Here is a 23,997-nt window from a genome sequence, read left to right on the forward strand (position 1 = left end):
ATCTGCTGCACGCTGCGCGACGATCTTCTTCAGGAAGTCCGGCGGCTCGCAGAGGAAGGACGTTTTGATTACCTGCTGATTGAATCGACCGGTATTGCGGAACCTCTTCCGGTCGCAGCGACCTTCGAATTTCGAGATGAGGCAGGCGAAAGTCTGTCCGACATTGCCCGGCTCGACACAATGGTGACGGTTGTGGACGCCGTGAACCTGCTGAAAGATTACAGCTCCACGGACTTCCTGCACGACCGTGGCGAGACCGCTGGCGAAGGCGATGACCGCGCTCTTGTGGATCTTCTGGTCGAACAGATCGAATTCGCCGATGTCGTCGTGCTGAACAAGGTTTCAAGCGCCACACCGGAACAGCGTGATGCGGCCTGGAAGATCATTCAGGCGCTCAACGCTGATGCTGACATCGTCGAAGCGGATCACGGCGTCGTTCCCTCCGCACAGATTCTGGACACCCATCGGTTCGATTACGACAAGGCCCACAAGCACCCGCTTTGGTACAAGGAACTGTTCGGATTTCAGAACCACATCCCTGAAACCGAAGAATACGGAATCCGCACCTTTGTCTGGCGGGCGCGGCGTCCTCTGGTGCCGGACCGCTTCAAAGCCTTCATCGACAGCATATGGCCGGGCGTCATCCGGGCAAAAGGCCATTTCTGGCTGGCGACACGCCCTGAATGGGTGGGAGAACTGGGTCAGGCGGGCGCGCTGGTGCGCACACAGGCGCTCGGACGCTGGTGGGCAACCATCCCGAAAGAACACTGGCCTGACGACGCTGATTGGCGCGACCATCTCTTTTCGAAATGGGACCCAGTTTACGGGGACCGACGACAGGAAATCGTCTTTATCGGCACAGCCGAGATGGATGAGGCCGCTATCAGCGCTGCCCTGAACGCCTGTCTTGTGCCCGACCTGAAAGAAGACCGGTTCGATCCACTGCTCTTCGCGCATCTGCCAGACCCTTTCCCAACTTGGGGGCAGCAGGAGGCATTGGAAGATGCCTGAAAGCGCAACCAGTAACGAACGGACCCTTCGTCACGAGATGTGGCGTCGTTATGACGGGGATGACTGGGCGGCGTTCGACGCGCTGCCGACAAGCATCCGCAGGCGCGTGACGGAACATGCTTATGACGCATGGTCGGTCAACGTGATGATCCTCTGGCGACACTACAAACGGATTTACGGACGCACGGCACGGGCCGAGCGGGCGTTGCTCCGCTATCTCGATTACTGTGAGCGGCTGGAACGGGAGGCCTTCGCCGCACGCTATGGCGAGACGTATGGCATGACTCTGCCCCATGACGCAGCAGCAGTGCCTGTTTTACGGTAGGCCGATACGAAACTTTAGGTCTCCTCTTTCAGGTTGGGGGGCTTTGCCCAGAACCCCACAAAGGGACACAGTCCCTTTGATCCCGGATGTTAAAAAAATGGGCGCACAGAAAATGTCTGTGCGCCCACCATGTTAAAACCAGCCTTCCCTCCTCAAACAGAAGGGAAGACCCGCTATATTTTACTGGCCGTCATCATCAGAGGACGGAGCATTATTGTCGCTGTTTCCATCCAGAGAAACAGCGACAAACAGCGACTGACCATCGCGCAGAATCCGCAGCATGACAGCGTGACGCGCCTTCAAGGCTGCCGAGACAGCGGAAACAGTCGCGGACGGCGTTTCGACCGCCTGTTCTCCGACGGCCTGAATCAGATCGCCGGGACGCAGACCAGCCTGATCGGCCGGGGAGCCGGGCTGCACATCCGACACCACCACGCCATGCACGGAATGATCGAGCCCAAGCTGCTGACGGATATCGCTGGTCAGCGGTTGCAGGCTCACGCCGATCTTCTCACCATGCGCTCCCGCACCAGCGGACGACGCACTATTGGCAGTGGACTGATTCACAATGTGGACAGTGAGATCTTTCGACACACCATTCCTCAGCACCGTGAGCGTCGCGTCTGTCCCTGGCGTAATGGCCGCAACCTTCACGGCAAGGGCATGCGGCGTCTCAACCGTTTTGCCATTCAGTTTGACGATCACATCGCCTGCTTTCACGCCCGCCTTGGCTGCAGGACTGTCAGGCGTGATGTTGGCGACAAGCGCACCAGCAGGCGGCGCACCCGGGCTGGCTGGTTTCAGGTTCAGCGCACTCGCCATGGACTGCGAGATGACCTGCGCTTCAACCCCGAGATAACCGCGCGTCACATGACCAGTCTTCTGAAGCTGCGACACCACCGTTTTCACGGTATCGGAAGGAATGGCGAAACCAATGCCGATCGATCCACCTGACGGCGAGAAGATGGCGGTGTTCACGCCAACAACCTTGCCGTCCTGCGTGATGAGCGGGCCGCCGGAGTTGCCGCGATTGATCGGCGCATCGACCTGAAAGAAATTGTCATACGGCCCATCGCCGATATCGCGTCCCAGTGCGGAAACGATACCCGCCGTGACGGTGCCGCCCAGCCCGTACGGGTTACCCACGGCGATGACCCACTCGCCCGGCTGCACATCATCGGACTCACCAAGCTCAATGAACGGCAGCTTTCTGGTGCTGTTCAGCTTGAGCAGCGCGATGTCGGTTTTCGGATCACGACCGATCACGCGGGCCTGCAGGGTGGTGCCGTCATCAAGCGTGGCCGTAACCTTTGTCGCCCCTTTGACCACATGATTGTTGGTCACGACATAACCGTCAGCGGAAAGGATAAAGCCCGAGCCACGCGCTTCCACCGTCTGACGCTGCTGCGGCATCATCTGGAACGGAAAAGGAAAGGGAAAAGGCGACTGCTGCATGCCCTGATCTTCGCCCTCGCCAGCATCCGGACGAATCATGGCGGTGATGGAGACGACAGCGGGTTTCACCTGTTTCACCAGCGTCACAAAATCGGGGATGGTCCGGTTTGGGCTGGTCGGCTGGATGGGACCGGGCGCGTCGGCCAGAGCCGATGGAATCAGATCAGGAACGAGAGGTGATGCAAGCGCGATGGTTCCGAGACCCGCCATGACGGCGGCTGTCGTCATGAAACGCTTGCGGGTCTGGCGGATCGACGAATTCTTTACTGGCATGTCTTTTCCGATAAATCCCTTGAACCGGGTCGTCTTGCGACCCCGAGCGATGATGGTCGGAGATGCTCGCAAGAGCAATCCGTCTCCTTGATACAAAAGGGAAATTGCCGCAGATCACCAAACGTCATCCATACGGCCAGATGAAACGTCCGTTACTTCCCTCCGGCGCGACTGCATCGGAAAGCGGGACAAATTCCCGGAAAACCCCGCTGCCCCGGGCGCAATGATCCGTTACGGAAAAGTATTAATGTTTGGTCATCCCGGAATGTCGGGTTCAAAAGGTTACACTGATCTCAGCCACGCAACTGTCTGAAAAAATCTTTCAGGAGCAGGCTGTTCTCTCTCTCCCTCACGCCACCAATAATTTCCGGATGACGCAGACAGGTTGGGTGATCAATGACACGCGGTCCATGATCAACCCCACCGCCTTTCGGGTCATACGCGCCGAAAATGATTCGCTTCACACGGAAATGCACCGCCGCCGCCGCGCACATCGGGCACGGTTCCAGCGTGACGACAAGCGTGCAGTCATCCAGCCGTGTCGAGCCAATGACCTGAGCCGCCTTTCGCATGGCGAGCATTTCGGCGTGTGCTGACGGATCGTGCCGCGCCTCGACCTCATTTCCGGCGGCAGACAGCGGAAGACCTGTTGCCGACAGAATGACGGCACCGACCGGTACCTCCCCGCGCCGGGCGGCAGAACGAGCTTCGGCCAGCGCCAGATCCATGCCGAAACAGGGCTGGAGCCCGCCGGAATGTCTTAAGTGTGAGGTCTTCTTCACGTTCTGTTTCAATAGCAGAGACCCAACCGGGAATTTTTTGTGGCGAAAAAATGTCAGAGACCACGTTTTTCGCTTGATTCCTTAACTTTTTCTCTGTCACAGTGCGTATCACGGCCTGTAACAATTCTCCATCGTGATCACGACGGAATTTGGGGATGCCGGACTGGATTATCACTGGCTACCGATGTCGTCCTGACATCGGCAAGCGTGGAAGGGGGAAAGGTCATGCAGAGTTTGACACTGGTTCTTGCCGCCGCCACCATCGGCCTGGCTTTTGCAGCATCAGATCATATTCATTCAAAACAGGAACCTGTGCCCGTCAAGGTTGATCGTGCTCATCACCACAGCGACAAGTCACAGTTCTGATTTCAGCAGTCCCTGACGTATAAGGCTCACCGCCATATACGTCAGCGGGTGTTTCCTTTAATGGGAGCGACATGGATTCATTCGCTCCCATGCCCCTTATCGGGGTCACACTCGATCAGGAACCGGGCGGCCAAGGGCAATATTCCGCGTTTCCGTGGTACGCCCTCCGTGCAAACTATATGGGCGCCGTTATCAAGGCTGGCGGTCTGCCTGTAGCGCTCCCCTACGCACCCTGTCTGACCAGCAAGATTCTCGATCGTCTGGACGGACTGATCGTCACGGGCGGTGCGTTTGACATTGATCCCGCGCTCTACGGCGAAGACCGGAGTGAAGCCACAACCACACTGAAGCCGGGTCGCACCGCATCGGAAATGGCGCTTTTGGAAGCGGCCATGGAGCGGGATATACCAGTACTCGGTATCTGTGGGGGCATGCAGCTTCTCGCCGCCGCACTGGATGGGTCACTGATTCAGGACATTGCGACCGAACAACCCGATGCTCTCCCCCATGAGCAGCCGAATCCACGCGATCAGGCCGGGCATATTGTCACCATCGAACCTTATTCCCTGCTCGGGAAAATTGTCGGGCGTGGCACGATGGCGGTGAATTCCTCGCACCATCAGGCCGTCCGTGATCCGGGACGCGGTCGAGTGTCCGCGCGGGCAGAAGATGGCATCATCGAAGCAATAGAAGACCCATCGGCACGTTTCTGTGTCGGGGTGCAATGGCATCCGGAATTTCTTATAGATCCGGGAGATCTCGCGTTATTTACGGCCTTTGTTGAGGCTGCGCAGAACGCAACAGTGTCGGGAGACGGTGTATGGTAGACGACAGTAACGAACACACGACAGAAGCACGCGGTGATCGTATCGCAAAATGGCTGGCCCGGAGTGGCGTGGCCAGCCGCCGCGATATCGAGCGCATGATCGCCGAACGCCGCATCAAGCTGAACGGCGTTGTTGTGGAACATCCGGCGACGTTCGTGACCTCCACCGATGTCGTTGCCGTTAACGGCAACATTGTTGAGGGACCACAGCACACCCGTCTCTGGCGCTACCACAAGCCGGACGGGCTGGTGACAACGCATCGCGATCCGGAAGGCCGCAAGACAGTCTTTGAGACTTTGCCGGAAGGTATGCCGCGCGTCGTCAGTGTGGGACGACTTGACCTGAACAGTGAAGGCCTGCTGCTGCTGACCAATGACGGTGCTCTGGCCCGTCGTCTGGAACTGCCTTCAAACGGCTGGCTGCGGCGCTATCGCGTGCGCGTATTCGGCGTGGTGAACGAGCGCGAGCTCGCTGGACTGGCCAAAGGCTGCTCCATTGAGGGCGTGAAATACGGCCCGATCGAAGCCTCGCTCGACTCTCGCAAGGGTGACAATGCGTGGCTGACCGTCTCCCTGCGAGAAGGCAAGAACCGTGAGATCCGTCGCGTAATGTCGGCCATGAATCTTCATGTCAGCCGTCTGTTGCGCACGTCCTACGGCCCGTTCCCTCTTGGCGAGCTCAAGCCAGGAGAGCTGGAGGAAGTGCCAGCGCGTGTCATGAAGGCGCAGATTCCACGCGATGTGGAGATCGACACCAAGCGGCGCGGCTGATGCGGATCATCGCCGGGATACGACGCGGGCGGACTCTGACAGCACCCGAAGGCAAGGCGACCCGCCCCACGGCTGACCGCGTAAGACAGGCCCTGTTCGACATGCTGCTTCATGCGCCGTGGGGTGGCCGGGACTGCGTTGAAGGCGCTCATGTGCTGGATGGCTTTGCCGGAACAGGGGCGCTTGGTCTGGAAGCGCTGTCACGCGGAGCCGCTTTCTGCACGTTCTTTGAAGTGGACCGCCCCGCTCTGGCTGCCTTGCGAGCAAACGTGCGCGATTGTCAGATGCAGGGCGTGAGCCGCATTCAGGCCTCGACGGTCCTGAAACCACCTCGGACCACAACAGCCTGCAATCTGGTGTTTCTCGACCCGCCTTATGGTCAGTCCCTGCCCGCTCAGGCGCTCACTGCTCTTACATCTATGGGCTGGATCGCGCCGGGTACCTTGATCGTCACGGAAACCGGACGGGACGAACCGATGCCGGTGGAGGGTGCGGAGATTCTGGCCGAACGGGCGCATGGCGCCGCACGCCTGTGGGTATGGCGACAGGGCTGATCGGGAATGGTCGAGACGCTGGTCGGACGGGCGGATTTCGAGAAGGAAATCAAGAAAAGCCGTTTTCTGGCAATGGCTCTTCCGGTTGAGACCGAAGAAGCCGCCATGGCCTTCATCCGGGACGTTTCCTACCCCGACGCTACCCATAACTGCTGGGCGTGGAAGATCGGCAACCGCTATCGCAGCGATGACGCAGGCGAACCGGGCGGCACGGCAGGACGCCCCATCCTGCAAGTGATCGAGACGCAAGGGTTGGACAAGGTTGTCGTGGTCGTCACGCGCTGGTTCGGCGGCGTCAAACTTGGCGCGGGAGGGCTAGTCCGGGCCTATGGCGGAACGGCGGCGGAGTGTCTACGGCTGGCGGAACGTGTCGAGGTGATCGAACGCACCCGGCTGAAATTCCACTGCCCGTTCAGCGATCTTGCTTTGGTCGGCTCACGCCTTCCCGCTCTGAATGCTGTCGTCGAAAGCGAAGAGTTCGATGCGACGGGCGCAGCCTATGTTGTGGCTGTTCCGGTTCAGCAGGTTGAGGATGTCACCCACCGGTTGGCCGACATGACCAGCGGACGGATCATGGCGACCGAAAAAGAGGACTAACGGACTGGTCGTTACCAGCCCATTCCCGGCCCCCACCAACCCGGACCATAACCATAGCCCGGACCGCCGCCCCAAGGCCCCCACATTCCCCAATTCCATGAGGAATCTTCGTAGGATTCGGCAGTCATACGGTTTTCGTCAGCCAGATACTGCGCCTGTTGATTGGCGCGGTATGTCGCATAAGCCTGCTGCGATCCGACATAAAGGCAGTCGCACACAGTCGGGTCGGCATAGACATAAGTGACAAGATCACCCTTGTCCCGCCGCAGAAAACGGTGAGCCGGGAGGCGGGTCAGCATCGCTGCCCGCTCAGGCGTATTGGCCGGTTTCAGAATAAATCCTGCCGCAGCCAGATGGTCTTCCTTCTGCGTGATTTCCTGTTGGGCGGACATGCAGCCAGAGACAGCGAGGACAGGCAGGAACAGCCAGTAACGCGATCGTTTCAAGGTTTCCTCCTTTTGCAGGCTCAGCTTTCTTCCCCTGCTACCATCAAGGAAACCAGAAAGCGTTTGTAAAAAATTTTAATCCCGTCACAGGCTCGTCAGAAATGCGCTTCCGGCCCTGCCGGCCGCGTCAGCAGACAGGTCATGACGGTTTCCAGATCAGCCCGGCCTTCGACAAGATCAGTGACAGAATCAATGATCGGCACCGAGACACCTTTCCGGCGCGCCAGTGCAGCGAGTGCTCCGGCGGTCGCAACCCCTTCAGCTACGCCTCCGCCGAGCGCTGCGGAAGTCTCTTCCAGCGTGCTTCCCTGCCCCAGCGCCAGCCCGACCCGATAATTGCGGGATGACCCTCCGGTGCAGGTCAGCAACAGATCCCCCACACCAGCCAGTCCTGCCATCGTGACTGCCTGTCCACCCAGAGCTTCTGCCAGACGACTGATTTCGGCCAGTCCACGGGTCACAAGCGCCGCACGGGCGTTCTCACCAAGTCCGGCCCCGATAGTGGCACCCGCCGCAATGGCGATGACGTTCTTTGCCGCTCCACCGAGCTGGACGCCAGCAATATCCGTGCTGTCATAAAGCCTGAAACGCGGCGTTCCGAGCAGATCAGCCAGAGAACGGGCCAGTCCCGGCTGTGCAGCGGCGATCACGGCGGCGGCGGGAAGACCATCCGCTACTTCATGAGCAAAATTCGGCCCCGAGAGGATCGCGCCGTTCAGATCGGGACGCGTGTCTTTCAGAATATCGAGCGGGAAACGCAGACTGTCCGGCTCCACACCCTTGCAGCACAGAACAACCGGTGCCGACGTTTGCACATGCTTCAGGACGGAAGCGAAATACTTCATCGGGACGACGGACAGGACCATATCCGCGTCCATCACCAGACTGTCTGTCACGGTGACGGTTTCAGGGAGCGGATGATCCGCAAGACGGGGCATGGCACCATTTGGCAACCTTGCCGCCGGATTGCGTGCCCACAACTGTACTGCTGCCCCGGCGCGTGCCGCCTGTAGCGCCAGTGCGATGCCCCATGACCCTGCCCCGATGACTGCAATCCGCTTCATTCCGGTACAATCCACTCCACAAGGGATTCCGTGTTTCCATCCCCGAGATACTTGCACAGTGTGGAGAGAATGGCAGTGCCTTCCTCATCAAATTTGAAGGGAGGATTGGCGATCAGCAGACCACAGCCGTTCAACAGTCCGGGATCGAGCGGCGGGCGAATGCTCAGTTCCAGATTCAGCAGATTTCTGTGCCCGGCATCCTGCAACGCGTGGAAAAACGCTCTCGGCGGAGAACGATGCTTAATTGGATACCAGACCGCCACAATGCCTGTCGGGAAACGCTGGCGCGCTGTCGTCACGGCCTTGACGAGATCAGTGAACTCGGACCGTTCTTCGAAAGGCGGATCGATCAGCACCAGCCCCCGCTTGGCGGTCTTGGGCGGTAACAGGGCCGTCACGGCTTCATACGCATCGCGGTGATGCACTGAGACCGCAGGGTTGTTGTGGAACAGACGTCGCAACGCCCGCTGGTCTTCCGGATGCAGTTCACAGCAGACCAGTGAATCGCCGGGACGTAGCGCACGCAGGACAATCTCCGGCGAGCCGGGATAGACCATTTTCCCGGCATATTCCTTCATCACCTGCCGCACGAGTGCGAGCCAGTCTTTCAGTGGTTCGAGGTCCGGTGTGTCGGGGGGCAGATCAAGAAGACGACCAATCCCCTCCCGCCACTCACCTGTTGCTTCCGCCTGTGGGCTGGAAAGATCGTACAGGCCGATCCCCGCATGGGTATCGAGGACAGAAAACGGCGTATTCTTACGACTGAGAGCACGCAGCAGGGCTGTCAGCAGCGCGTGTTTCATGCAGTCGGCAAAGTTGCCTGCGTGGTAGACATGGCGGTAGTTCATCCCGACGCTATAGCAGTCGATGACCTACGCTGAAACATGCCCTGCACAGCTCATCGACGTATCAAATCGCCACACAGAAACCGGCACAGAATGCTTTGCGTGAGGCACGCCTGTGGCTTAAATCCCACAACAATAGATCCCTTGTGGATGCAGTTTTATAAATTGTTGTCACTCAAGAACGTTTTCTGGTTTTCTGATCACCAGATTTCAACTCACGAAAAGCGTTCTTCGAAGACATCTCGCAAAATATACAGTTCTCATAAGCGTTTATTATAGCCGTCACATACACGGCCTCACTCTCCCATGACGGTCACGTCCAGACACAATGGCGTTGCAATCATGCAACATTAAATTATACATTTTACGATAGTTAAATGTAGTTTATTGCTTTTTGATCTATACGCATATCGAATAGGCGAAATCACCTGCGGAATATCTGTCATGACTTTTGACCTGAAACGACCCTATGGATTTTTGCATTTCAATTTCAAAACCATGGGATTGCTTGCCAGCACGTTCATCCTGACAGACGCAGCCTCAACTCAGGCGAATGCAGCGCCCTCCGCTTCGTCCTCAACGGTCACAACCAAAACGACAAAACGGAAACCGTCCGCCGCTCATCCTCTCGCAAGCAGCAGGCAGTCTGCGGTTTTCTCAGCGCCGTCACAGAAAGCCCCAATCACCGCAGTAAAGGCCGCAGACAGCGGTGAGACGGTCATCGTGACCGGCACACGTGAGACGGGAAAAAAGGCCCGCGACAGTGTCTCGCCCATCGATATTGTCACCTCCCGACAGCTTGCCGAAACCGGCATGCCTGATCTGCGAGAAGCCCTCACCCAGCTTGTGCCGTCTCTGACCATGCCGACGGGTGGGTTCGACAGCGGTGCACTGACGGATTCCTTCAGCCTCCGCGGTCTGAGTCCCAACGAAACGCTCGTGCTCGTTGACGGAAAACGCCGCCACACCACGGCCAATATTTATGCAGACCCCGGCCCTCAACAGGGGGCGACGCCCGTCGATATCGACATGATTCCGATGGCCGCCATCGATCATGTTGAAATTCTGCGAGACGGTGCCTCGGCCCAGTATGGTTCTGATGCCGTCGCAGGTGTGGTCAACATCATTCTGAAGAAAACCGATCACGGTTTTCACGCCCGCTCCATATCGGGCATTACAGCCGCCGGTGACGGATTTCAGCAGGGCATTTACCTTGATGGCGGCGCGCAACTCGGATCACGCGGTTATGTGCATGTCAGTGGTGATTTCCTGCATCAGGATCATACCTATCGAAGCGCCGATGACCTGCGCACGCAGTCCAAGATCAACAAACTTCTTGGCCAGCCCGAACAGACCCGCGAAAGCGTCTCCATCACCGCAGGCTACCACCTGACTGACTTCATCGAAGCCTATGCCGTCGCAACGTACGCGCATCGTCATGCCGAGAGCTACCAGAACTACCGGACCGCCTCCTCTCTGGCGAAATATCCAGCCTATGCAGTGATTTATCCCAACGGCTATTCACCGCTGGAAACACTTGATGAAAATGACTGGGAAGTCACAGCGGGCCTGAAAGGCGATGTGGATCACTGGCACTGGGATCTCTCGTCCGTCTATGGCCGTGATTACAACGATATCGGACTGAAAAACTCAGCCAACTACTCTCTGGCAGCAGCCACGGGACAGACGCCGACTGCCTTTATGGTGCAGGGCTACAACAACGAGATGTGGAGCAATACGTTCGATCTGAGCAAGTCTTTTCACATTGACGGGTGGCCCCACGCTATCAACGTGGCAGGCGGCGCGACCTATCGCTATGAAAGTTACGCCATCGGCACCGGTTCGGCTGCTTCGACCTATGGCTCCGGATCAGACGCCCTTTCCGGCACCACCTACCAGAATGCAGGCCATTTCAGCCGTGATGTCGTCGGCGGTTATATCGACGTGGCCACGCATCTGGCCAAAAATCTGCAACTCGATCTGGCAGGCCGTTACGAGCATTATACGGATGTCTCCGACACCGAGACCGGCAAGGCGGCGCTCCGTTACGATCCACTCCCCTGGCTCGGTTTCCGTGGCACCATTTCGAACGGTTTCCATGCCCCGACGCTTGCTCAGGAATATTACAGCTCCGTCGCGCTCTCTCCGACAGCCGCACGCGGCATCATCGGCGCAAACTCGCCGGGCGCGCTGGCAAATGGAGCCACATCCCTCAAGCCGGAGCGTTCCACCAGCGCGACGGGTGGCATCATCATTGAGCCCGTCAAGAAACTTCACATCACAGCGGACGTCTATCAGATCAATCTGCGTGACCAGATCCTGCCGGGCGGAAACGTTTATGGTGATCAGGCCATTTCCGCGCTCAACGCTAACGGCTTCCAGTTACCCTCCGAAGCCGCAAGCTGGAGTTCGGCCTCTCTTTCCACCCACTGGTTCGCCAACGTCGCCAGCACGCGCACGCAGGGCCTCGACATCACGGCCACCTACCCGACCAGTCTGGGCGATTACGGCCGTATCGACTGGGATGTCGGCATCAACCTCAACCGCACGCGCCTGACCCATCAGGGCACCGATGCACAGGGCAATAACCTGCTGACAGCGCAATCCATCGCCTACATCACCACAGGCTATCCACGCAGCAAGATGATCTGGGGAGGCCGGTATAACAGCGGCGACGGCAAGTTGACTGTCGGTCTCCACGAAATCCGCTGGGGTCAGACGACGTCGGAACTGACCTATTACACAGGGGCTACGAACTCCAGTGCGCTTTCGAGCACGGATTTTCTACCCTTCCGAAACTCGCCGAAATTCGTGACGAATCTCGAAGTGACCTATCACGTCATGCCGAAGCTCTCGTTCACGATTGGCGGCAATAATCTCTTCGACAAACGCCCAAGCCGCGTGCCGGACGGCAATCGCTATCTCGGTGTGCCGCAATATTACATGAGCACATCACAGCTTGGCATGAATGGCGGCTTTTATTATCTGCGCGCTGATCTGTCGCTCTGAAGACGCATGTCACACAGGAAAACAGCCTGTGTGACATGCATTTACGAAAACGCTTCAGTAGCTCAGCGTAAATCCGCCGTAACCGGCGCGTCCCTGCTGTAGATAACCGACCGGGTTTTCGAACTGACGGTTCAGCAGATTATCAGCCCGGGCAAAGACCGACAGGAAACGGTTGATCTGGTAGTTTGCCGCCACGTCAATGGTGAAATAGCCATGCCCCTTGGCGCATATCTCGCAATAGCTGCCACTCGCCGCGTAGACCGGATAATCGCGCCAGCCGCTGACATAGAGGATATTGCCGGACAGGGTGAGATCCTTGATCGGCTTCCATGTCGTGTTGAAGTTGAACTTATGCTGCGGGCGACGCTGGAGCGGCTGGTCATCCGTCGCGTCGCGTGCGTGCGTCCAGGTGTAGTTGAGATTGAATTCGAGATTATCGAGTGCTTTCCAGTTCAGGAACGCCTCGACGCCGAACATGCGGGCACGATCCACATTGGCGTAGGAATAGGTCGAAGTATAGCCGGAATAGGTCGCCGTTGACTGGATCAAGTTATGAACATGATTTTCATACCATGTCGCACCGAAATGCACTCGATCATGTGCCAGCTTCTGCTCAACAGTCACATCGTAACCGATCAGGCGTTCCGCTCTCAGCTTCTGATTGCCCTGATAGTTGTAGTAGCTACCGTTCAGCTTTCCAAAAAGCTGATAGAGAGACGGCCCATGAAAACCGCTACCCGCACTCGCCTTGATGACAGTTCCTGTGCCGGGAATATGGATCGCGGGCGCCACACGCCATGTCACATAATGTCCGTAGCGGGAGTTTGAATCATAACGGACATTGGCTGCACCGTAGAGGATCTGATTCCAGTTACCCTGATACTGACCATAGCCTGCTGTCGTATCCATGCTGGCGCGGTCGCTGTACGGCGCGTCATTCGTGCCCGTACCATCTCTCTGGTTGCCATAATAGGTATCATGGAAATGTTCCGCACCTACCAGAAACGAACCATATTTCTTGAGATCCAGCGTGCCGTGCCAATCAACTTTCAGACGTGAGGACCGATAATAGGTCGGGTCATACAGACGAGATCCTCCGTCCTCACCCGTGCCGGTGTAAGTAAAGTTACGCCAGTTGGTCATGTAACCAAGTCCGATCACCTGATCGAACAGGCCACCCCATGAGCGCAAATGCGCCGTGCCGCGCACGATGGCTTCATTCTGGATCGTACGCTGACGCTCGCGCTGGGCATCGCCGTAAGCTTCATCCATCATCTCGTAGGAGCCATATGACCGATAATTGCTCTGCATCAGACGCGAGGTGAGACCGAGATCGAAATTGTCCGTCACATCGTAATCCATACGGACATTCGCGCTACGGTTATCGTAGGTATTCCCGCGTTCGCGCTGCTCTTTCGTCACGTTCGAAAAGCTGCCGATATAGCGTTCGATATAACGCGGGATCGCGTGGAAACCGACCTGTCTGTAGTGCGACAGTTCGAAATTATAATGGAAGCGATCAAGGCTCCCGCGTGCGCCAAAAGCCTGATTGAACGTGCCGTAGGAGCCACCTTCCACACGCACGAAAGGCTTGATACGCCCCTGCCCTTTCGCCGTGGTCATGTCGATCACGCCCGCCATGGCGTCCGCGCCATAAAGACCACTCTGCGGACCACGCAGGATCTCAATCCGCCCCAGCCCGTCCGTCATGAATTGGGCCGGATCAAACGCACCGGACGCGCTGCTGCCGTCATTCACATCCATTCCGTCGAGGCGAACCTTTACCTCATTGGAATTGGTGCCACGCATATAGATGGCTGTCGTGCCGCCCATGCCTCCGGTGCGGACCACATTCAGGCCCGGCTGTCTTTCCAGAGTATCTGACAGGGAACGCCGCTGCTGGGTCTGAATCTGCTGCTCGGTAATGATGGTCATGGCCGTGCCGATTTCATCCGCCTTGATCGGCCGACGGGCGGCGCTCACGGTAATGGTTTCAGGCCAGCTATCGGTGTGTTCAGAGAGGATGGCGCGGACTGTCGGGACGTCAGCATTCCGGACGACCGGAGGGACAGCGGTTTTCTTCGTGTCCACAACAGTCTCAGCAGCTTGTGCGGTAGCAGCGATCAGGAACGTGGAAAAAAACGAGGCACCGGTTAACAGGAGGGCGCGAAAAGGCATTGTGGTTGGCTCGTGGTTGTCTGCGTTGCCACGAGCAAAAGGTCGTCCACGCTTTCACGCAGCCTTGCCAACCTGTCAGATCACCCCGTCCGACACGTCTCGTCCGCAACATCCGGTATGATGGCAGGTCTCCTGACTTGCGGCTGTGACAAGGATGACACTCCCTTCCCGGAGACAAATCCTCCAGTGGGCCGGCATGATGCCGGATGGACATCCTGACCGCTTACAGTTGCGGGGGCAGTCCGGGCATAGGTGGATAAACCACTGCACCCGGTTCCCTTTTCATCCCGTGGACGTGACGTGCACGCACCATATGGGAACCATCATGGGGACGTGGTTTACAGGCCGTTTACGACGAGTCAATCACGGCTGTGAGATCGGGACACAGACTGTGGCACACACGTCACAGTGCTGGGTCTTGTCAGACGTTCAGATTGGCGCGGGCCGCATCCATGAGCCGACGCATTTCCTGCACGACGGCTGGCAGGCCATCAAAAATTGCCTGTCCAATCAGGAAATGTCCGATATTCAGCTCAACAATTTCCGGAATGGCCGCCACCGGCGCGACATTACCGAAGCTGAGACCGTGTCCCGCATGCACTTCCAGTCCCAGACCCGCCGCCTGCTTCGCCGCAGCTTTCAGTCGGGCCAGCTCTCCGTCCTTCCCGTGCGCATAAGCACCCGTATGCAATTCAACCACGGCGGCACCAACGGAGGCGGAGGCTGCAATCTGCTCCGGATCAGGATCGACAAACAGGGAAACCCGAATGCCGCTTTCCCGAAGTTTTCTGATCATCGGAGAGAGAGTTTCCATCTGACCAGCGACATCCAGACCGCCCTCCGTGGTCACTTCCTCCCGACGTTCCGGCACGATACAGCAGGCGTTCGGTTTCAGTTTGCAGGCAAGCGCCACCATTTCTTCTGTCGCCGCCATTTCCATGTTCAGCGGCGCACGCAGGGTATTGCTGAGACGGATCAGATCCTCATCACGAATATGCCGCCTGTCTTCCCGCAGATGCGCAGTGATCCCGTCCGCACCCGCTTTGACGGCGAGCAGAGCAGCTTCGACTGGGTCAGGATGCATGCCCCCACGCGCATTGCGAATGGTGGCGACATGATCGATATTCACACCAAGGCGCTGACGCTGGGTCATGAGAGCAATCCTTCTTTGTGGTTCAGACGATTTTCAGACAGAACACTGGCTAGACGCAGCGCCGCGACAAGACTGGTCGCTTCGGCAATCCCTTTCCCTGCAATATCGAACGCTGTGCCATGATCCGGCGACGTGCGAACAATGGGCAATCCGAGCGTGACATTCACCCCATGCGCCATATCGAGCGTCTTGATGGGGATCAACGCCTGATCGTGATACATGCAGAGAGCAGCGTCATATTTCTGCCGGGCGCTTTCAGTGAACATCGTGTCGGGCGGCATCGGGCCAGTAACCTCAACGCCTTTCGCACGCAGACGTTCGATTGCCGGGATAATCATGTCGATCTCTTCCCGTCCCATCATCCCGTCCTCCCCGGCATGAGGGTTCAGCCCCGCAACAGCAAGACGCGGACGCTCAAAACCAAAATCCTGTTTCAGGGCAAGAGCTGTCGTCAGGCCGGTCTCGACAATCATGTCCTCACTCAGCGTATCAAGCGCCTCCCGCAGAGAAACATGGATTGTCACCGGCACCACACGCAGCATGGGGCTGGCCAACATCATGACTTCACGGCCCGGAACATGGCAGAGCTCGGCAAGAAATTCGGTGTGACCGGGATGAGGAAAGCCTGCACGCCGCAACACGGCCTTGCTGATGGGATTGGTGACAACGCCGCCCGCAACACCCGCTTTCGCCAATCCAACAGCGCGGGCAATACTGTCGATCACCGTCTGAGCATTGGCTGAATCAGGCACGCCAGCTCGGACCGGAGCGGACAGACTGAGCGGAAGAACCGGGAGAGCACTGCTGAAAACAGATGCCGCCTGCTCAATGGTTTCTATCTCTTTCACAGGCAGTGAAGCAGGCAGGCACGCCGGATCACCAAGCCACGCGAAAACTGTCCCTCCTTCCCGCAAGGCATGCCAGGCCCCGGCAGTGATCTCGGGACCAATACCGGCGGGATCGCCCATTGTCAGAGCGAGAGGCAGACGTGTCATTGTGCGAGCGCCATCAGAACGCGCACCCATGAGCGGGTGCCTTTGTGAAAGGATGTCAGACTGTATTTCTCATTCGGGGAATGGATGCGGTCATCATCCAAGCCAAAGCCGATCAGAAGCGTATCGAGACCAAGAGCTTCCTTGAGTTCACCAACAACGGGGATCGACCCACCGCAACCGATGACAGTGGCCTGCGTCCCCCATTCCTCGGTGAGCGCAGTCAATGCGCTGGCAAGTTGCGGCATGTCAGAGGGCACGACACTGGCGCGGGAACCTCCGTGCGGCTTGAATTCGACCGTGCAGTCAGACGGCACCCGCGCCCTGACGTGTTCACGAAAACTCGCGCGAATTGCTTCGGGATCCTGCTCGCCCACTAGACGAAAGGAAATCTTGGCCATCGCGCGGGCAGGCAGAACGGTCTTGAAACCGTCTTCCTCATATCCTCCGGAAATCCCGTTGACTTCACAGCTTGGTCGGCACCATGTCTGTTCCAGCGCGGAATATCCCTGCTCGCCTGCTGGCCAACGGAGCCCGACAGCGCCGAGACTGTCTTCATCTGTCGGACCGATCTCGCGCCATTGTTCGCGCACACTGTCTGGAAGCTCCGGCACACCATCGTAAAAACCGTTCAGCGTGACCCGGCCTGTCGCGCCGTCGCGCAGGCCCGCAATGATATCGCACAGCACCTGAATCGGGTTGCGAGCAGCGTTTCCGAACATGCCCGAATGAAGATCACGATCCGCGCCTATGATCGTGACTTCCTCACCGACCATGCCGCGCAACATCGTGGTGATGGCGGGCGTTTTTGCATCCAGCATGCCGGTGTCGCAGATCAGGGCGAGATCAGCTTTCAATTCTGCACTATGCGCCTTGAGGAAAGGGAGAAGGTTTTCACCTCCCGACTCTTCCTCGCCTTCAATCACAATCGTCACCCCGACGGGCAATGCGCCATTGCTTTCAATCAGGGCACGGCAGGCCTCGACAAAGGTCATGACCTGCCCTTTGTCGTCCGCCGCTCCACGGGCGCGAATTTCTTTTGTACCGTCGGGATTGGTCACAAGCTGCGGATCGAAAGGATCACTCTTCCAGAGCGAGAGTGGATCAACCGGCTGCACATCGTAATGTCCGTAAAACAGAACGTGCGGCCCGCCTGCTGGTCCTTCGCTGCGCGCCACGACAATGGGGTGACCAGGTGTTTCATGGATGGTGGCGGTAAAACCCAACGAAGACAGCTCTGCTTGCAGCCACTCGGCTGCGGCGCGGCAGTCTTTCGCGTGAGACGTCTGCGTCGAGATGCTCGGAATACGCAGGAGCGCGAAAAGACGCGCCAGCCCTGCTTCCAGATTGTCATCGACCTTTTGCAGAGCGTCCATCGGTGCGGGCATTGAGTGCTTCCTGTCTGATCCGCCCCTTCTCGCTGAGGCTGAAGCATCATGACACTGGAAACAGTCTTATGGAATGTCTGCGTAATTTTTCGATGTGTGGGGAGAGGTTTCTCTCTGCTGGCGGCAACCTCTTCCAGAAAGCGGAAATCTTACAGCGACAGTTTTGGCTCAGAATATGAGATGAGGTGCCCGAACTCTTGATCAAAGTTCGAAAGAACAGCGGCCTCATTCGTATCACCAGATGAACGGGCGATGCGACGGACCGCTGTATTGTGTTTATTTACTGGAGGCGCTTTTCAGCTTCAGTATCCAGAGCTGTGCGATATCATGCGCCGCACTGTCTCCTTCGACCGTCTGGAACGTCGCGATAGCGTTAGCTGTCTGACCGGCATCCATCTGGGCTTCACCCAGTCTCAGCCGTGCCATACCAACGTCAACCACGCCTTTTTCGATCGCCTGTTTCATAAGGGAAAGTCCCTTATCAGCCTGACCGAACGAGACGTAATTATAACCCGCGAACAGAAGCTGATCGCCAGTCTTCGCCTTCACGGCAGTCGCTTCGTCCGTTGCAAGCGACGCCTGCTTCTTGTCCGCTGCCGCGCTGATGAAGTTACGCAGCTTTACCTGACGGTCGGCACCGGCTCCCTGCCCCAGAACACCAAGCGTGTAACCCTGCGACATGATGTCCAGACCCACGCGGGGCAGTCCCATCTGAGTAGCGATTTCAGCGGCGTCGATAAAATCAGACGGCTGCTTCAGATTACCGGCAGCCAGACGGATCCGATACACATCCAGCTGAAGCGCCGGGGGCAGTTTGTTGTTGGTGACAAGGCTATGCAGCAGCTGTTCCCAGTAATCCGGCTTCGGATAATAGGTGGCCAGCATTGTATAGGTGTGCATCTGACCTGCCGTATCCTTGAGCTGCGTCTGGCAGGACGCCAGCATCAGCAGCTCATTTTCGGATGGCAGTTTCTTCGCCTTCAGCGTCTCGTCGATCAGCTTTTTCTGCACACGGGCCGCGTTGGCGTAATCTTTCTGAAGATAGTAGGCCTGAATGAGATATTTCTCGATATCCGTGTTCGGACCAATCTCTTTCAGATACCGCTCGAACCCGGCAGCCGCAGCCGGATAATCCTTGGCTGTATAGGCCACGGTCGCTTCGGCCTGAAGCAGCTGCGCCTTGGTGTCACGGGGCGTTCTCGAAGAAGCGATCAGCTTGTCATAGGACGACTGCATCACTGCTCGGTCACCCGACTGCGCTGCAATGGCGCCACGCATCTGCTCGATCACGTAAGAGTCGTAATCGCCCTTGCCCGACACGCTGTCGGCAGTCGTCACGTCCTGCATGGCCTGTGTGTAATTATGGGCCGACAGAGCGTTCCCCGCTGCCTCAAGGGATTTTGCGACAGCCGGATTTAGATTGTCCTCGGCATGACCGATTGAAACAGCCGTAAAGCAGAGAGGCGCAAGACAGAGGGCACTAATTGCGAATGGAATACGAATAAACCGCAATGTCATGACCTTACTGTGCTCCCATAAACTGGTCCTGCCCGACGATGCCAAGCTTCCTGATGCCCAGACGCTGCGCATCGGCAAGAACATGGGCTACTGTTTTGTAATCTGCAAGGCGATTGGGGTTAATATGCATTTCCGGCTGATCGGACTCAGCAGCCGCCGACTGGAACAATGAAACGAGATCGCCTTCACTGGATACGGGAATACCGTTCCAGGTGATCGAATTATCAAAGTCGATAACGACATTAACGACCTTGCTTTCCTGATCTGTTGGAGGCGGCGGATCTCCCTGCGGCAGATTCATCGAAACCGACTGCGTCTGAAGCGGGATCGTGATGATCAGCATGATCAGGAGAACCAGCATCACGTCGATCAGCGGTGTGGTGTTGATATCGACGATACCTTCGTCTTCGTCGCCTCCGGAACCCAGATTCATACCCATGGAAGAATCACTTTCTCAGCTGAACCCTGCATCGCCCACACTCATACAAGGCGATGCAGTTTATTGGTAACAAACGATACTCACACCTGACACGCACAGGCCATTTCACGGGACGCCTCAGTTATGAGGCGCCTCGATAATGAAATCGACCCGCATCACACCTGCCTCCTGACAGGCAGCTACCAGCTTGCCGACAGCCTCATAACGGGCACTGGCGTCACCACGGATCATGATCTGCGGTTGCGGCTTTTTCGCCGCAACCTTTTCCAGCCTCGCCATCAGGTCCGCATGATCACGGATGGGGCTCTGATCCCACCAGGCCTGACCATCTGGCGTGACCGCCAGAGTGATGTTGTCAGGCATGATCTTGCTTGGCTGATTGACGTCTTTAGGCAGGTCAACCTTCACCGAATGTGTCGCCACAGGAATGGTGATGAGGAAGATGATGAGAAGAACCAGCATGACATCTACAAGAGGTGTCGTGTTGATATCAGAGAGGACGGTGTCCTCGTCATCGCCTCCGCCTACAGACATCCCCATGATCAGGCGCCCTGAGCAGGAGTGGAGGAGGTCTTGCTGCCCGGACGGACAGAACCATGACGGAAACCACCGATCATGATGGACTGAAGGTCAGCAGCGAAGTTGCGGATGCACTCCATGGCTGTCTTGTTGCGGCGAACAAGCAGGTTGTAGCCAAGCACGGCAGGAACAGCAGTGCCGAGACCGATTGCCGTCATGATCAGGGATTCACCCACCGGACCAGCAACCTTGTCGATGGAAGCCTGACCAGCGATGCCGATGGCTGTCAGCGCATGATAGATACCCCAAACCGTTCCGAACAGACCCACGAACGGAGAAGTGGAACCGACCGTGCCGAGGAAGGCCAGACCGCTCTGAAGATCGCTCTGCACGGAATCAACCGCACGATGGATCTGGGAAGATGTCCAGTCAGTCAGGTCGATGGACTCCTGCATCGTGCCTTCGTGATGTTCAGCAGCAACAATACCGGTGTCTGCAATGTAGCGGAACGGCGATGTCGCTTTCAGGGCAGTCGCACCTTCCTGAAGGGAAGGCTTGGTCCAGAAGTGCTTTGCCGCATCGCGGTCAGCCGCAAAAAGCTTGGCCTGCTCGAGGAACTTGGTGATCATGATGTACCATGTGCCGAGAGACATCACCACGAGGATGACCAGCACGGACCGCGCTATGATATCACCGTTGCCCCACAGAGCACCCAGACCATAGGGATTTTCAACAGCCGTCGCCGGAGCAGCGTGCGCGGCCGGTGCTTCCGAAGCTTCGGAAGGAGCTGCCGGCGCAGGTGCGTCCGCCGGAGCAGCGGCAGGAGCAGGAGCCTCAGCTGCAGGAGCAGCCGGGGGAGCAGCATCCGGAGCAGGAGCTGATGCGGCAGGAGCAGCCGCATCCTGAGCAAGCGCCACCACTGGAGCCGCAGTGCTCAGAAGAACAGCCAGAGACGGGATGGCCAGCGCGGAGTAAGGCAGGCGGCGTAGCAGTCGGATCATCGAGTCAGTGTCCTCATCTGGTAGAACCATAGCATTATCGAACAGCCACAGTTTCAAATACGGTCAGTTATCACTCAGGCTGAAAGTAATCGTATAGGTGTGATGGAATTCCTTGACCGGAACACCATTAGCGGTAGCTGGCTGATAACGGGATTTACGAACATACTGCAGCGCTGCGGCAGCAAAGTCCTGACCGCCTTTGACGCTTGTTACAGTACAGTTATCGGTCGTTCCCGTCGGCTCCACGTCACAGACAAGTGTGACATGCCCTTCACGCCCTTCATCCTGCGCCTCATCAGGATAATGCAGTTCCACGTGATTCAACGGCGTGGAACCTGCCAGATGGTTCGGAACCGGAGGACCAACAGGAGCCTGCACCTGAGGTGTCGGCGCAGCCTTTGCCGGCGGCATGGGCTTGGGCGGCGGCGTATGCGTCACATGACGCACGACCGGACGCGGTGGCGGCTGCACCTTGATCTTTGGGGGCGGCACATATGGCGGAGGCGGCGAGGTCATCTGCGGCGGCGGAGGCGGTGGTGGGGGTGGCGGTGGTGGTTTTACCTCCGGAATAACAGTCGCCTTGAGCGGAGGCTGTATGACAGGCACCGACACCTTATCTTTCCAGGTAAAATAGACCACGCCAAGAATCCCGCACACCACAGCGACACCTGAGACGCCAGCAATCTTTAATGTCGGGTCACGTCGCTGTTGCGCGTAGTCCAGCATACTCGAAACTCTCCCTGGTCTGATGTCAGACGGCTCGACCTTGATGCATTCCTGCGACAACAGACGACGACCCGACCTGTCTTCGCTTTCTGGCAAAAAACAGGGGGACGCATCTGCGAGGCATCTGCATTACCGTGATTGGGCTATCGACGGGGGCAGATGTCAAGATGCCAAACCTCTCCTTACACAAATCATTTCCCATGCATTTATCCTGCACAATACAGAATCCTAAATGTTTCGATTTCGATATATTAATCGAAAGAGCTTTCCGGCGGCAATACGTAACTTTGCCGAATTTCCCCAAAAATATAACGTCATAGATTATCTCTATATCGTCATATCAAGACACTGGAGCAACGCCCTTATGACACCCATCGCATGAAGGCTCTGAATCTGACCATCTGATAAAAATTACGGGATACAAGAAAAAGCCCCTGCCTCACATGAGGCAGGGGCCACTCTAAATTTAATTTTACGATTCAGATTTTGCAGATTTCCGTCACATACGTAGGAAATCTGCAATCCTTCTACTGCGCAGAAGCGCTGGCTTCAGAGCGTGTCGCCCCAACACGTGCGGCAAGGGATGCCGCCATGAAATCATCCAGATCGCCGTCAAGGACAGCATCCGGGTTGCCCTTCTCGACGTTCGTCCGAAGGTCTTTCACCATCTGATAAGGGGCCAGAACATAGGAACGGATCTGGTGTCCCCAGCCGATATCTGTCTTGGCCGCTTCCGTCTGGGCAGCGGCAGCTTCCCGCCTCTGCAGTTCAGCCTCGTACATGCGGGCCTTCAGCATCCCCATGGCTGTCGCACGGTTGCGATGCTGGGAACGGTCCGTCTGACACGCCACGATGATGCCGGTCGGAACGTGTGTGATACGGATGGCGGACTCAGTCTTGTTGACGTGCTGTCCACCCGCGCCCGAAGCACGGAATGTATCGACCTTCAGGTCGGCTTCATTGATTTCAATTTCGATCGTGTCATCGACCACTGGGAAGACCCATACCGAGGCAAAGGACGTCTGACGACGCGCCGCTGCATCGAACGGGGAAATCCGCACGAGACGATGCACGCCCGCTTCCGTCTTCAGCCAGCCATAAGCGTTCGGGCCGGAAACCTGAATCGTCGCCGACTTCAGGCCGGCCTGCTCACCCTCCGAGCTTTCGATCATGGTCAGCTTGTAACCATGGGCTTCAGCCCAGCGGCTGTACATCCGAAGCAGCATCTCGGCCCAGTCCTGAGCCTCCGTGCCGCCCGCGCCAGCGTTCACTTCAAGATAACAGTCGTTCGAATCGGCTTCACCCGACAGAAGACTTTCGGTCTCCCGACGTTTGGCTTCTTCGGCCAGACGGTTGAGCGTCTTCATGCCATCGGCGACCATATCAGCGTCGCCTTCTTCCTCGGCCATACTGATGAGTTCGAGCGTATCCTCGACCTCATTTTCGAGGTTCTGCACGCCCTCGATCTGGTTGGCCAGAAGCGTACGCTCGCGCATCATCTTCTGCGCGGCCTCGGCATCGTTCCAGAGATCCGGGTCTTCGGCCCGGTTATTCAGTTCGGCAAGTCTGCCCTGGGCGACATCCCAGTCAAAGATGCCTCCTCAGCAGCGCAACCGACTGCTTGATCTGCTCGTTGAGCGCTTCTGTCTCGGCGGACATGGCGACCGTGACTCCGTCTCTCGTGGTTAATCTGAACGGCGCTGAATACAGGCAGGCGGCGCGGCTGTCATCCCTTGGACAGATCGGGAGACGGAAACAG

General features: G+C 57.5%; 23 protein-coding genes and 1 riboswitch. Of the genes, 8 read left to right on the plus strand and 15 right to left on the minus strand.

Annotated features, from left to right (window positions below; all coding sequences use genetic code 11):
- The coding region (locus B3759_RS16620) for a GTP-binding protein (protein ID WP_291367742.1) at window positions 1-1,011 on the plus strand (1,011 nt) is incomplete at its 5' end.
- On the plus strand, window positions 1,004-1,336 hold the full coding sequence (locus B3759_RS16625) for a DUF6525 family protein (RefSeq protein WP_291367744.1): 333 nt from the start codon (window positions 1,004-1,006) through the stop codon (window positions 1,334-1,336). The genes B3759_RS16620 and B3759_RS16625, both read left to right, overlap by 8 nt.
- A gap of 180 nt (window positions 1,337-1,516) precedes the next feature.
- On the opposite strand, the gene B3759_RS16630 is transcribed toward B3759_RS16625, so the two are convergent.
- On the minus strand, window positions 1,517-3,064 hold the full coding sequence (locus tag B3759_RS16630) for a trypsin-like peptidase domain-containing protein (RefSeq protein WP_408736514.1): 1,548 nt from the start codon (window positions 3,062-3,064) through the stop codon (window positions 1,517-1,519).
- A gap of 293 nt (window positions 3,065-3,357) precedes the next feature.
- Complete coding sequence (locus B3759_RS16635) at window positions 3,358-3,792, minus strand: nucleoside deaminase (RefSeq protein ID WP_291367813.1); 435 nt, start codon at window positions 3,790-3,792, stop codon at window positions 3,358-3,360.
- 279 nt (window positions 3,793-4,071) lie between these two features.
- Here B3759_RS16635 and B3759_RS16640 point away from each other — a divergent pair, with 279 nt between their 5' ends.
- The 5 genes from B3759_RS16640 (at window position 4,072) to B3759_RS16660 (ending at window position 6,960) form a co-directional block, all read left to right on the plus strand.
- Window positions 4,072-4,212, plus strand: coding sequence for a hypothetical protein (locus B3759_RS16640; RefSeq protein ID WP_291367746.1), 141 nt, complete (start codon window positions 4,072-4,074; stop codon window positions 4,210-4,212).
- A gap of 71 nt (window positions 4,213-4,283) precedes the next feature.
- Window positions 4,284-5,039, plus strand: a complete 756-nt coding sequence (locus B3759_RS16645; protein ID WP_010667387.1) for a gamma-glutamyl-gamma-aminobutyrate hydrolase family protein — start codon at window positions 4,284-4,286, stop codon at window positions 5,037-5,039.
- Window positions 5,033-5,809, plus strand: a complete 777-nt coding sequence (locus B3759_RS16650) for a pseudouridine synthase (protein WP_291367747.1) — start codon at window positions 5,033-5,035, stop codon at window positions 5,807-5,809. The genes B3759_RS16645 and B3759_RS16650 overlap by 7 nt, the downstream gene beginning before the upstream one ends.
- A complete protein-coding gene (gene rsmD / locus B3759_RS16655; RefSeq protein WP_291367749.1) occupies window positions 5,809-6,363 on the plus strand; it encodes a 16S rRNA (guanine(966)-N(2))-methyltransferase RsmD in 555 nt (184 codons plus the stop codon). Before B3759_RS16650 ends, rsmD begins: the two co-directional genes overlap by 1 nt.
- Window positions 6,364-6,369: 6 nt before the next feature.
- The gene (locus B3759_RS16660) at window positions 6,370-6,960 is read left to right on the plus strand and encodes an IMPACT family protein (RefSeq protein WP_291367751.1); all 591 of its coding nucleotides are present in this window, start codon (window positions 6,370-6,372) and stop codon (window positions 6,958-6,960) included.
- 11 nt (window positions 6,961-6,971) lie between these two features.
- Here B3759_RS16660 and B3759_RS16665 read toward each other — a convergent pair whose 3' ends face one another.
- From B3759_RS16665 to B3759_RS16675, 3 genes are all read right to left on the minus strand, one after another.
- Window positions 6,972-7,406 carry a hypothetical protein gene (locus tag B3759_RS16665; protein ID WP_018307699.1) on the minus strand — a complete coding sequence of 145 codons (435 nt, stop codon included), beginning with the start codon at window positions 7,404-7,406 and terminating at the stop codon, window positions 6,972-6,974.
- A gap of 95 nt (window positions 7,407-7,501) precedes the next feature.
- Window positions 7,502-8,470, minus strand: a complete 969-nt coding sequence (locus tag B3759_RS16670) for an NAD(P)H-dependent glycerol-3-phosphate dehydrogenase (protein WP_291367754.1) — start codon at window positions 8,468-8,470, stop codon at window positions 7,502-7,504.
- Window positions 8,467-9,318, minus strand: a complete 852-nt coding sequence (locus B3759_RS16675; protein ID WP_291367755.1) for a 23S rRNA (adenine(2030)-N(6))-methyltransferase RlmJ — start codon at window positions 9,316-9,318, stop codon at window positions 8,467-8,469. Before B3759_RS16675 ends, B3759_RS16670 begins: the two co-directional genes overlap by 4 nt.
- A 441-nt stretch (window positions 9,319-9,759) precedes the next feature.
- On the opposite strand from B3759_RS16675, the gene B3759_RS16680 reads away from it, so the two are divergent.
- Window positions 9,760-12,324 (plus strand): TonB-dependent receptor plug domain-containing protein, encoded by a 2,565-nt coding sequence (locus B3759_RS16680; protein ID WP_291367757.1) that lies wholly within the window; start codon window positions 9,760-9,762, stop codon window positions 12,322-12,324.
- 54 nt (window positions 12,325-12,378) lie between these two features.
- Here the strand turns inward: B3759_RS16680 and B3759_RS16685 are convergent, their stop codons facing one another.
- The 10 genes from B3759_RS16685 to prfB all read right to left on the minus strand — a co-directional run bounded on the left by B3759_RS16685 (window position 12,379) and on the right by prfB (window position 23,897).
- The gene (locus B3759_RS16685) at window positions 12,379-14,502 is read right to left on the minus strand and encodes a TonB-dependent receptor plug domain-containing protein (RefSeq protein ID WP_291367759.1); all 2,124 of its coding nucleotides are present in this window, start codon (window positions 14,500-14,502) and stop codon (window positions 12,379-12,381) included.
- Between the two features lie 105 nt (window positions 14,503-14,607).
- Window positions 14,608-14,842: riboswitch (cobalamin riboswitch) on the minus strand.
- Between the two features lie 81 nt (window positions 14,843-14,923).
- Window positions 14,924-15,655: a pyridoxine 5'-phosphate synthase gene (locus tag B3759_RS16690; protein WP_291367761.1), complete on the minus strand. Its 732-nt coding sequence runs from the start codon at window positions 15,653-15,655 to the stop codon at window positions 14,924-14,926.
- Window positions 15,652-16,680 (minus strand): 4-hydroxythreonine-4-phosphate dehydrogenase PdxA, encoded by a 1,029-nt coding sequence (gene pdxA, locus B3759_RS16695; protein WP_291367762.1) that lies wholly within the window; start codon window positions 16,678-16,680, stop codon window positions 15,652-15,654. Before pdxA ends, B3759_RS16690 begins: the two co-directional genes overlap by 4 nt.
- Entirely contained in the window at window positions 16,647-18,035 is a 1,389-nt protein-coding gene (locus tag B3759_RS16700; RefSeq protein WP_291367764.1) for a dipeptidase, read from the minus strand. The genes pdxA and B3759_RS16700 overlap by 34 nt, the downstream gene beginning before the upstream one ends.
- A gap of 276 nt (window positions 18,036-18,311) precedes the next feature.
- Window positions 18,312-19,553, minus strand: coding sequence for a tetratricopeptide repeat protein (locus B3759_RS16705; RefSeq protein WP_291367766.1), 1,242 nt, complete (start codon window positions 19,551-19,553; stop codon window positions 18,312-18,314).
- A 4-nt stretch (window positions 19,554-19,557) separates the two neighbouring features.
- A complete protein-coding gene (locus B3759_RS16710) occupies window positions 19,558-19,992 on the minus strand; it encodes an ExbD/TolR family protein (RefSeq protein ID WP_291367768.1) in 435 nt (144 codons plus the stop codon).
- Between the two features lie 117 nt (window positions 19,993-20,109).
- Complete coding sequence (locus tag B3759_RS16715) at window positions 20,110-20,532, minus strand: ExbD/TolR family protein (RefSeq protein ID WP_291367769.1); 423 nt, start codon at window positions 20,530-20,532, stop codon at window positions 20,110-20,112.
- 2 nt (window positions 20,533-20,534) lie between these two features.
- Complete coding sequence (locus B3759_RS16720) at window positions 20,535-21,512, minus strand: MotA/TolQ/ExbB proton channel family protein (RefSeq protein ID WP_291367771.1); 978 nt, start codon at window positions 21,510-21,512, stop codon at window positions 20,535-20,537.
- Window positions 21,513-21,575: 63 nt separating this feature from the next.
- Complete coding sequence (locus B3759_RS16725; RefSeq protein WP_291367773.1) at window positions 21,576-22,238, minus strand: energy transducer TonB; 663 nt, start codon at window positions 22,236-22,238, stop codon at window positions 21,576-21,578.
- A gap of 527 nt (window positions 22,239-22,765) precedes the next feature.
- Window positions 22,766-23,897 (minus strand): peptide chain release factor 2 gene (prfB, locus tag B3759_RS16730; RefSeq protein WP_132012048.1). Its coding sequence is split into 2 segments (ribosomal slippage): window positions 22,766-23,827 and window positions 23,829-23,897, totalling 1,131 coding nucleotides; the frame shifts between segments, so codons are not numbered across the junction.
- Window positions 23,898-23,997 lie beyond the last annotated feature (100 nt).

The sequence above is a fragment of the Acetobacter sp. UBA5411 genome (assembly GCF_002409645.1).
Classification (GTDB): domain Bacteria; phylum Pseudomonadota; class Alphaproteobacteria; order Acetobacterales; family Acetobacteraceae; genus Acetobacter.

Coding starts and splice junctions, on each gene's coding strand:
- B3759_RS16625 (WP_291367744.1), top strand. CDS start 1,004: ATGCCTGAAAGCGCAACCAGTAACGAACGGACCCTTCGTCACGAGATG.
- B3759_RS16630 (WP_408736514.1), bottom strand. CDS start 3,064: ATGCCAGTAAAGAATTCGTCGATCCGCCAGACCCGCAAGCGTTTCATG.
- B3759_RS16635 (WP_291367813.1), bottom strand. CDS start 3,792: ATGGATCTGGCGCTGGCCGAAGCTCGTTCTGCCGCCCGGCGCGGGGAG.
- B3759_RS16640 (WP_291367746.1), top strand. CDS start 4,072: ATGCAGAGTTTGACACTGGTTCTTGCCGCCGCCACCATCGGCCTGGCT.
- B3759_RS16645 (WP_010667387.1), top strand. CDS start 4,284: ATGGATTCATTCGCTCCCATGCCCCTTATCGGGGTCACACTCGATCAG.
- B3759_RS16650 (WP_291367747.1), top strand. CDS start 5,033: ATGGTAGACGACAGTAACGAACACACGACAGAAGCACGCGGTGATCGT.
- rsmD (WP_291367749.1), top strand. CDS start 5,809: ATGCGGATCATCGCCGGGATACGACGCGGGCGGACTCTGACAGCACCC.
- B3759_RS16660 (WP_291367751.1), top strand. CDS start 6,370: ATGGTCGAGACGCTGGTCGGACGGGCGGATTTCGAGAAGGAAATCAAG.
- B3759_RS16670 (WP_291367754.1), bottom strand. CDS start 8,470: ATGAAGCGGATTGCAGTCATCGGGGCAGGGTCATGGGGCATCGCACTG.
- B3759_RS16675 (WP_291367755.1), bottom strand. CDS start 9,318: ATGAACTACCGCCATGTCTACCACGCAGGCAACTTTGCCGACTGCATG.
- B3759_RS16680 (WP_291367757.1), top strand. CDS start 9,760: ATGACTTTTGACCTGAAACGACCCTATGGATTTTTGCATTTCAATTTC.
- B3759_RS16685 (WP_291367759.1), bottom strand. CDS start 14,502: ATGCCTTTTCGCGCCCTCCTGTTAACCGGTGCCTCGTTTTTTTCCACG.
- B3759_RS16690 (WP_291367761.1), bottom strand. CDS start 15,655: ATGACCCAGCGTCAGCGCCTTGGTGTGAATATCGATCATGTCGCCACC.
- pdxA (WP_291367762.1), bottom strand. CDS start 16,680: ATGGGTGCGCGTTCTGATGGCGCTCGCACAATGACACGTCTGCCTCTC.
- B3759_RS16700 (WP_291367764.1), bottom strand. CDS start 18,035: ATGCCCGCACCGATGGACGCTCTGCAAAAGGTCGATGACAATCTGGAA.
- B3759_RS16705 (WP_291367766.1), bottom strand. CDS start 19,553: ATGACATTGCGGTTTATTCGTATTCCATTCGCAATTAGTGCCCTCTGT.
- B3759_RS16710 (WP_291367768.1), bottom strand. CDS start 19,992: ATGGGTATGAATCTGGGTTCCGGAGGCGACGAAGACGAAGGTATCGTC.
- B3759_RS16715 (WP_291367769.1), bottom strand. CDS start 20,532: ATGGGGATGTCTGTAGGCGGAGGCGATGACGAGGACACCGTCCTCTCT.
- B3759_RS16720 (WP_291367771.1), bottom strand. CDS start 21,512: ATGATCCGACTGCTACGCCGCCTGCCTTACTCCGCGCTGGCCATCCCG.
- B3759_RS16725 (WP_291367773.1), bottom strand. CDS start 22,238: ATGCTGGACTACGCGCAACAGCGACGTGACCCGACATTAAAGATTGCT.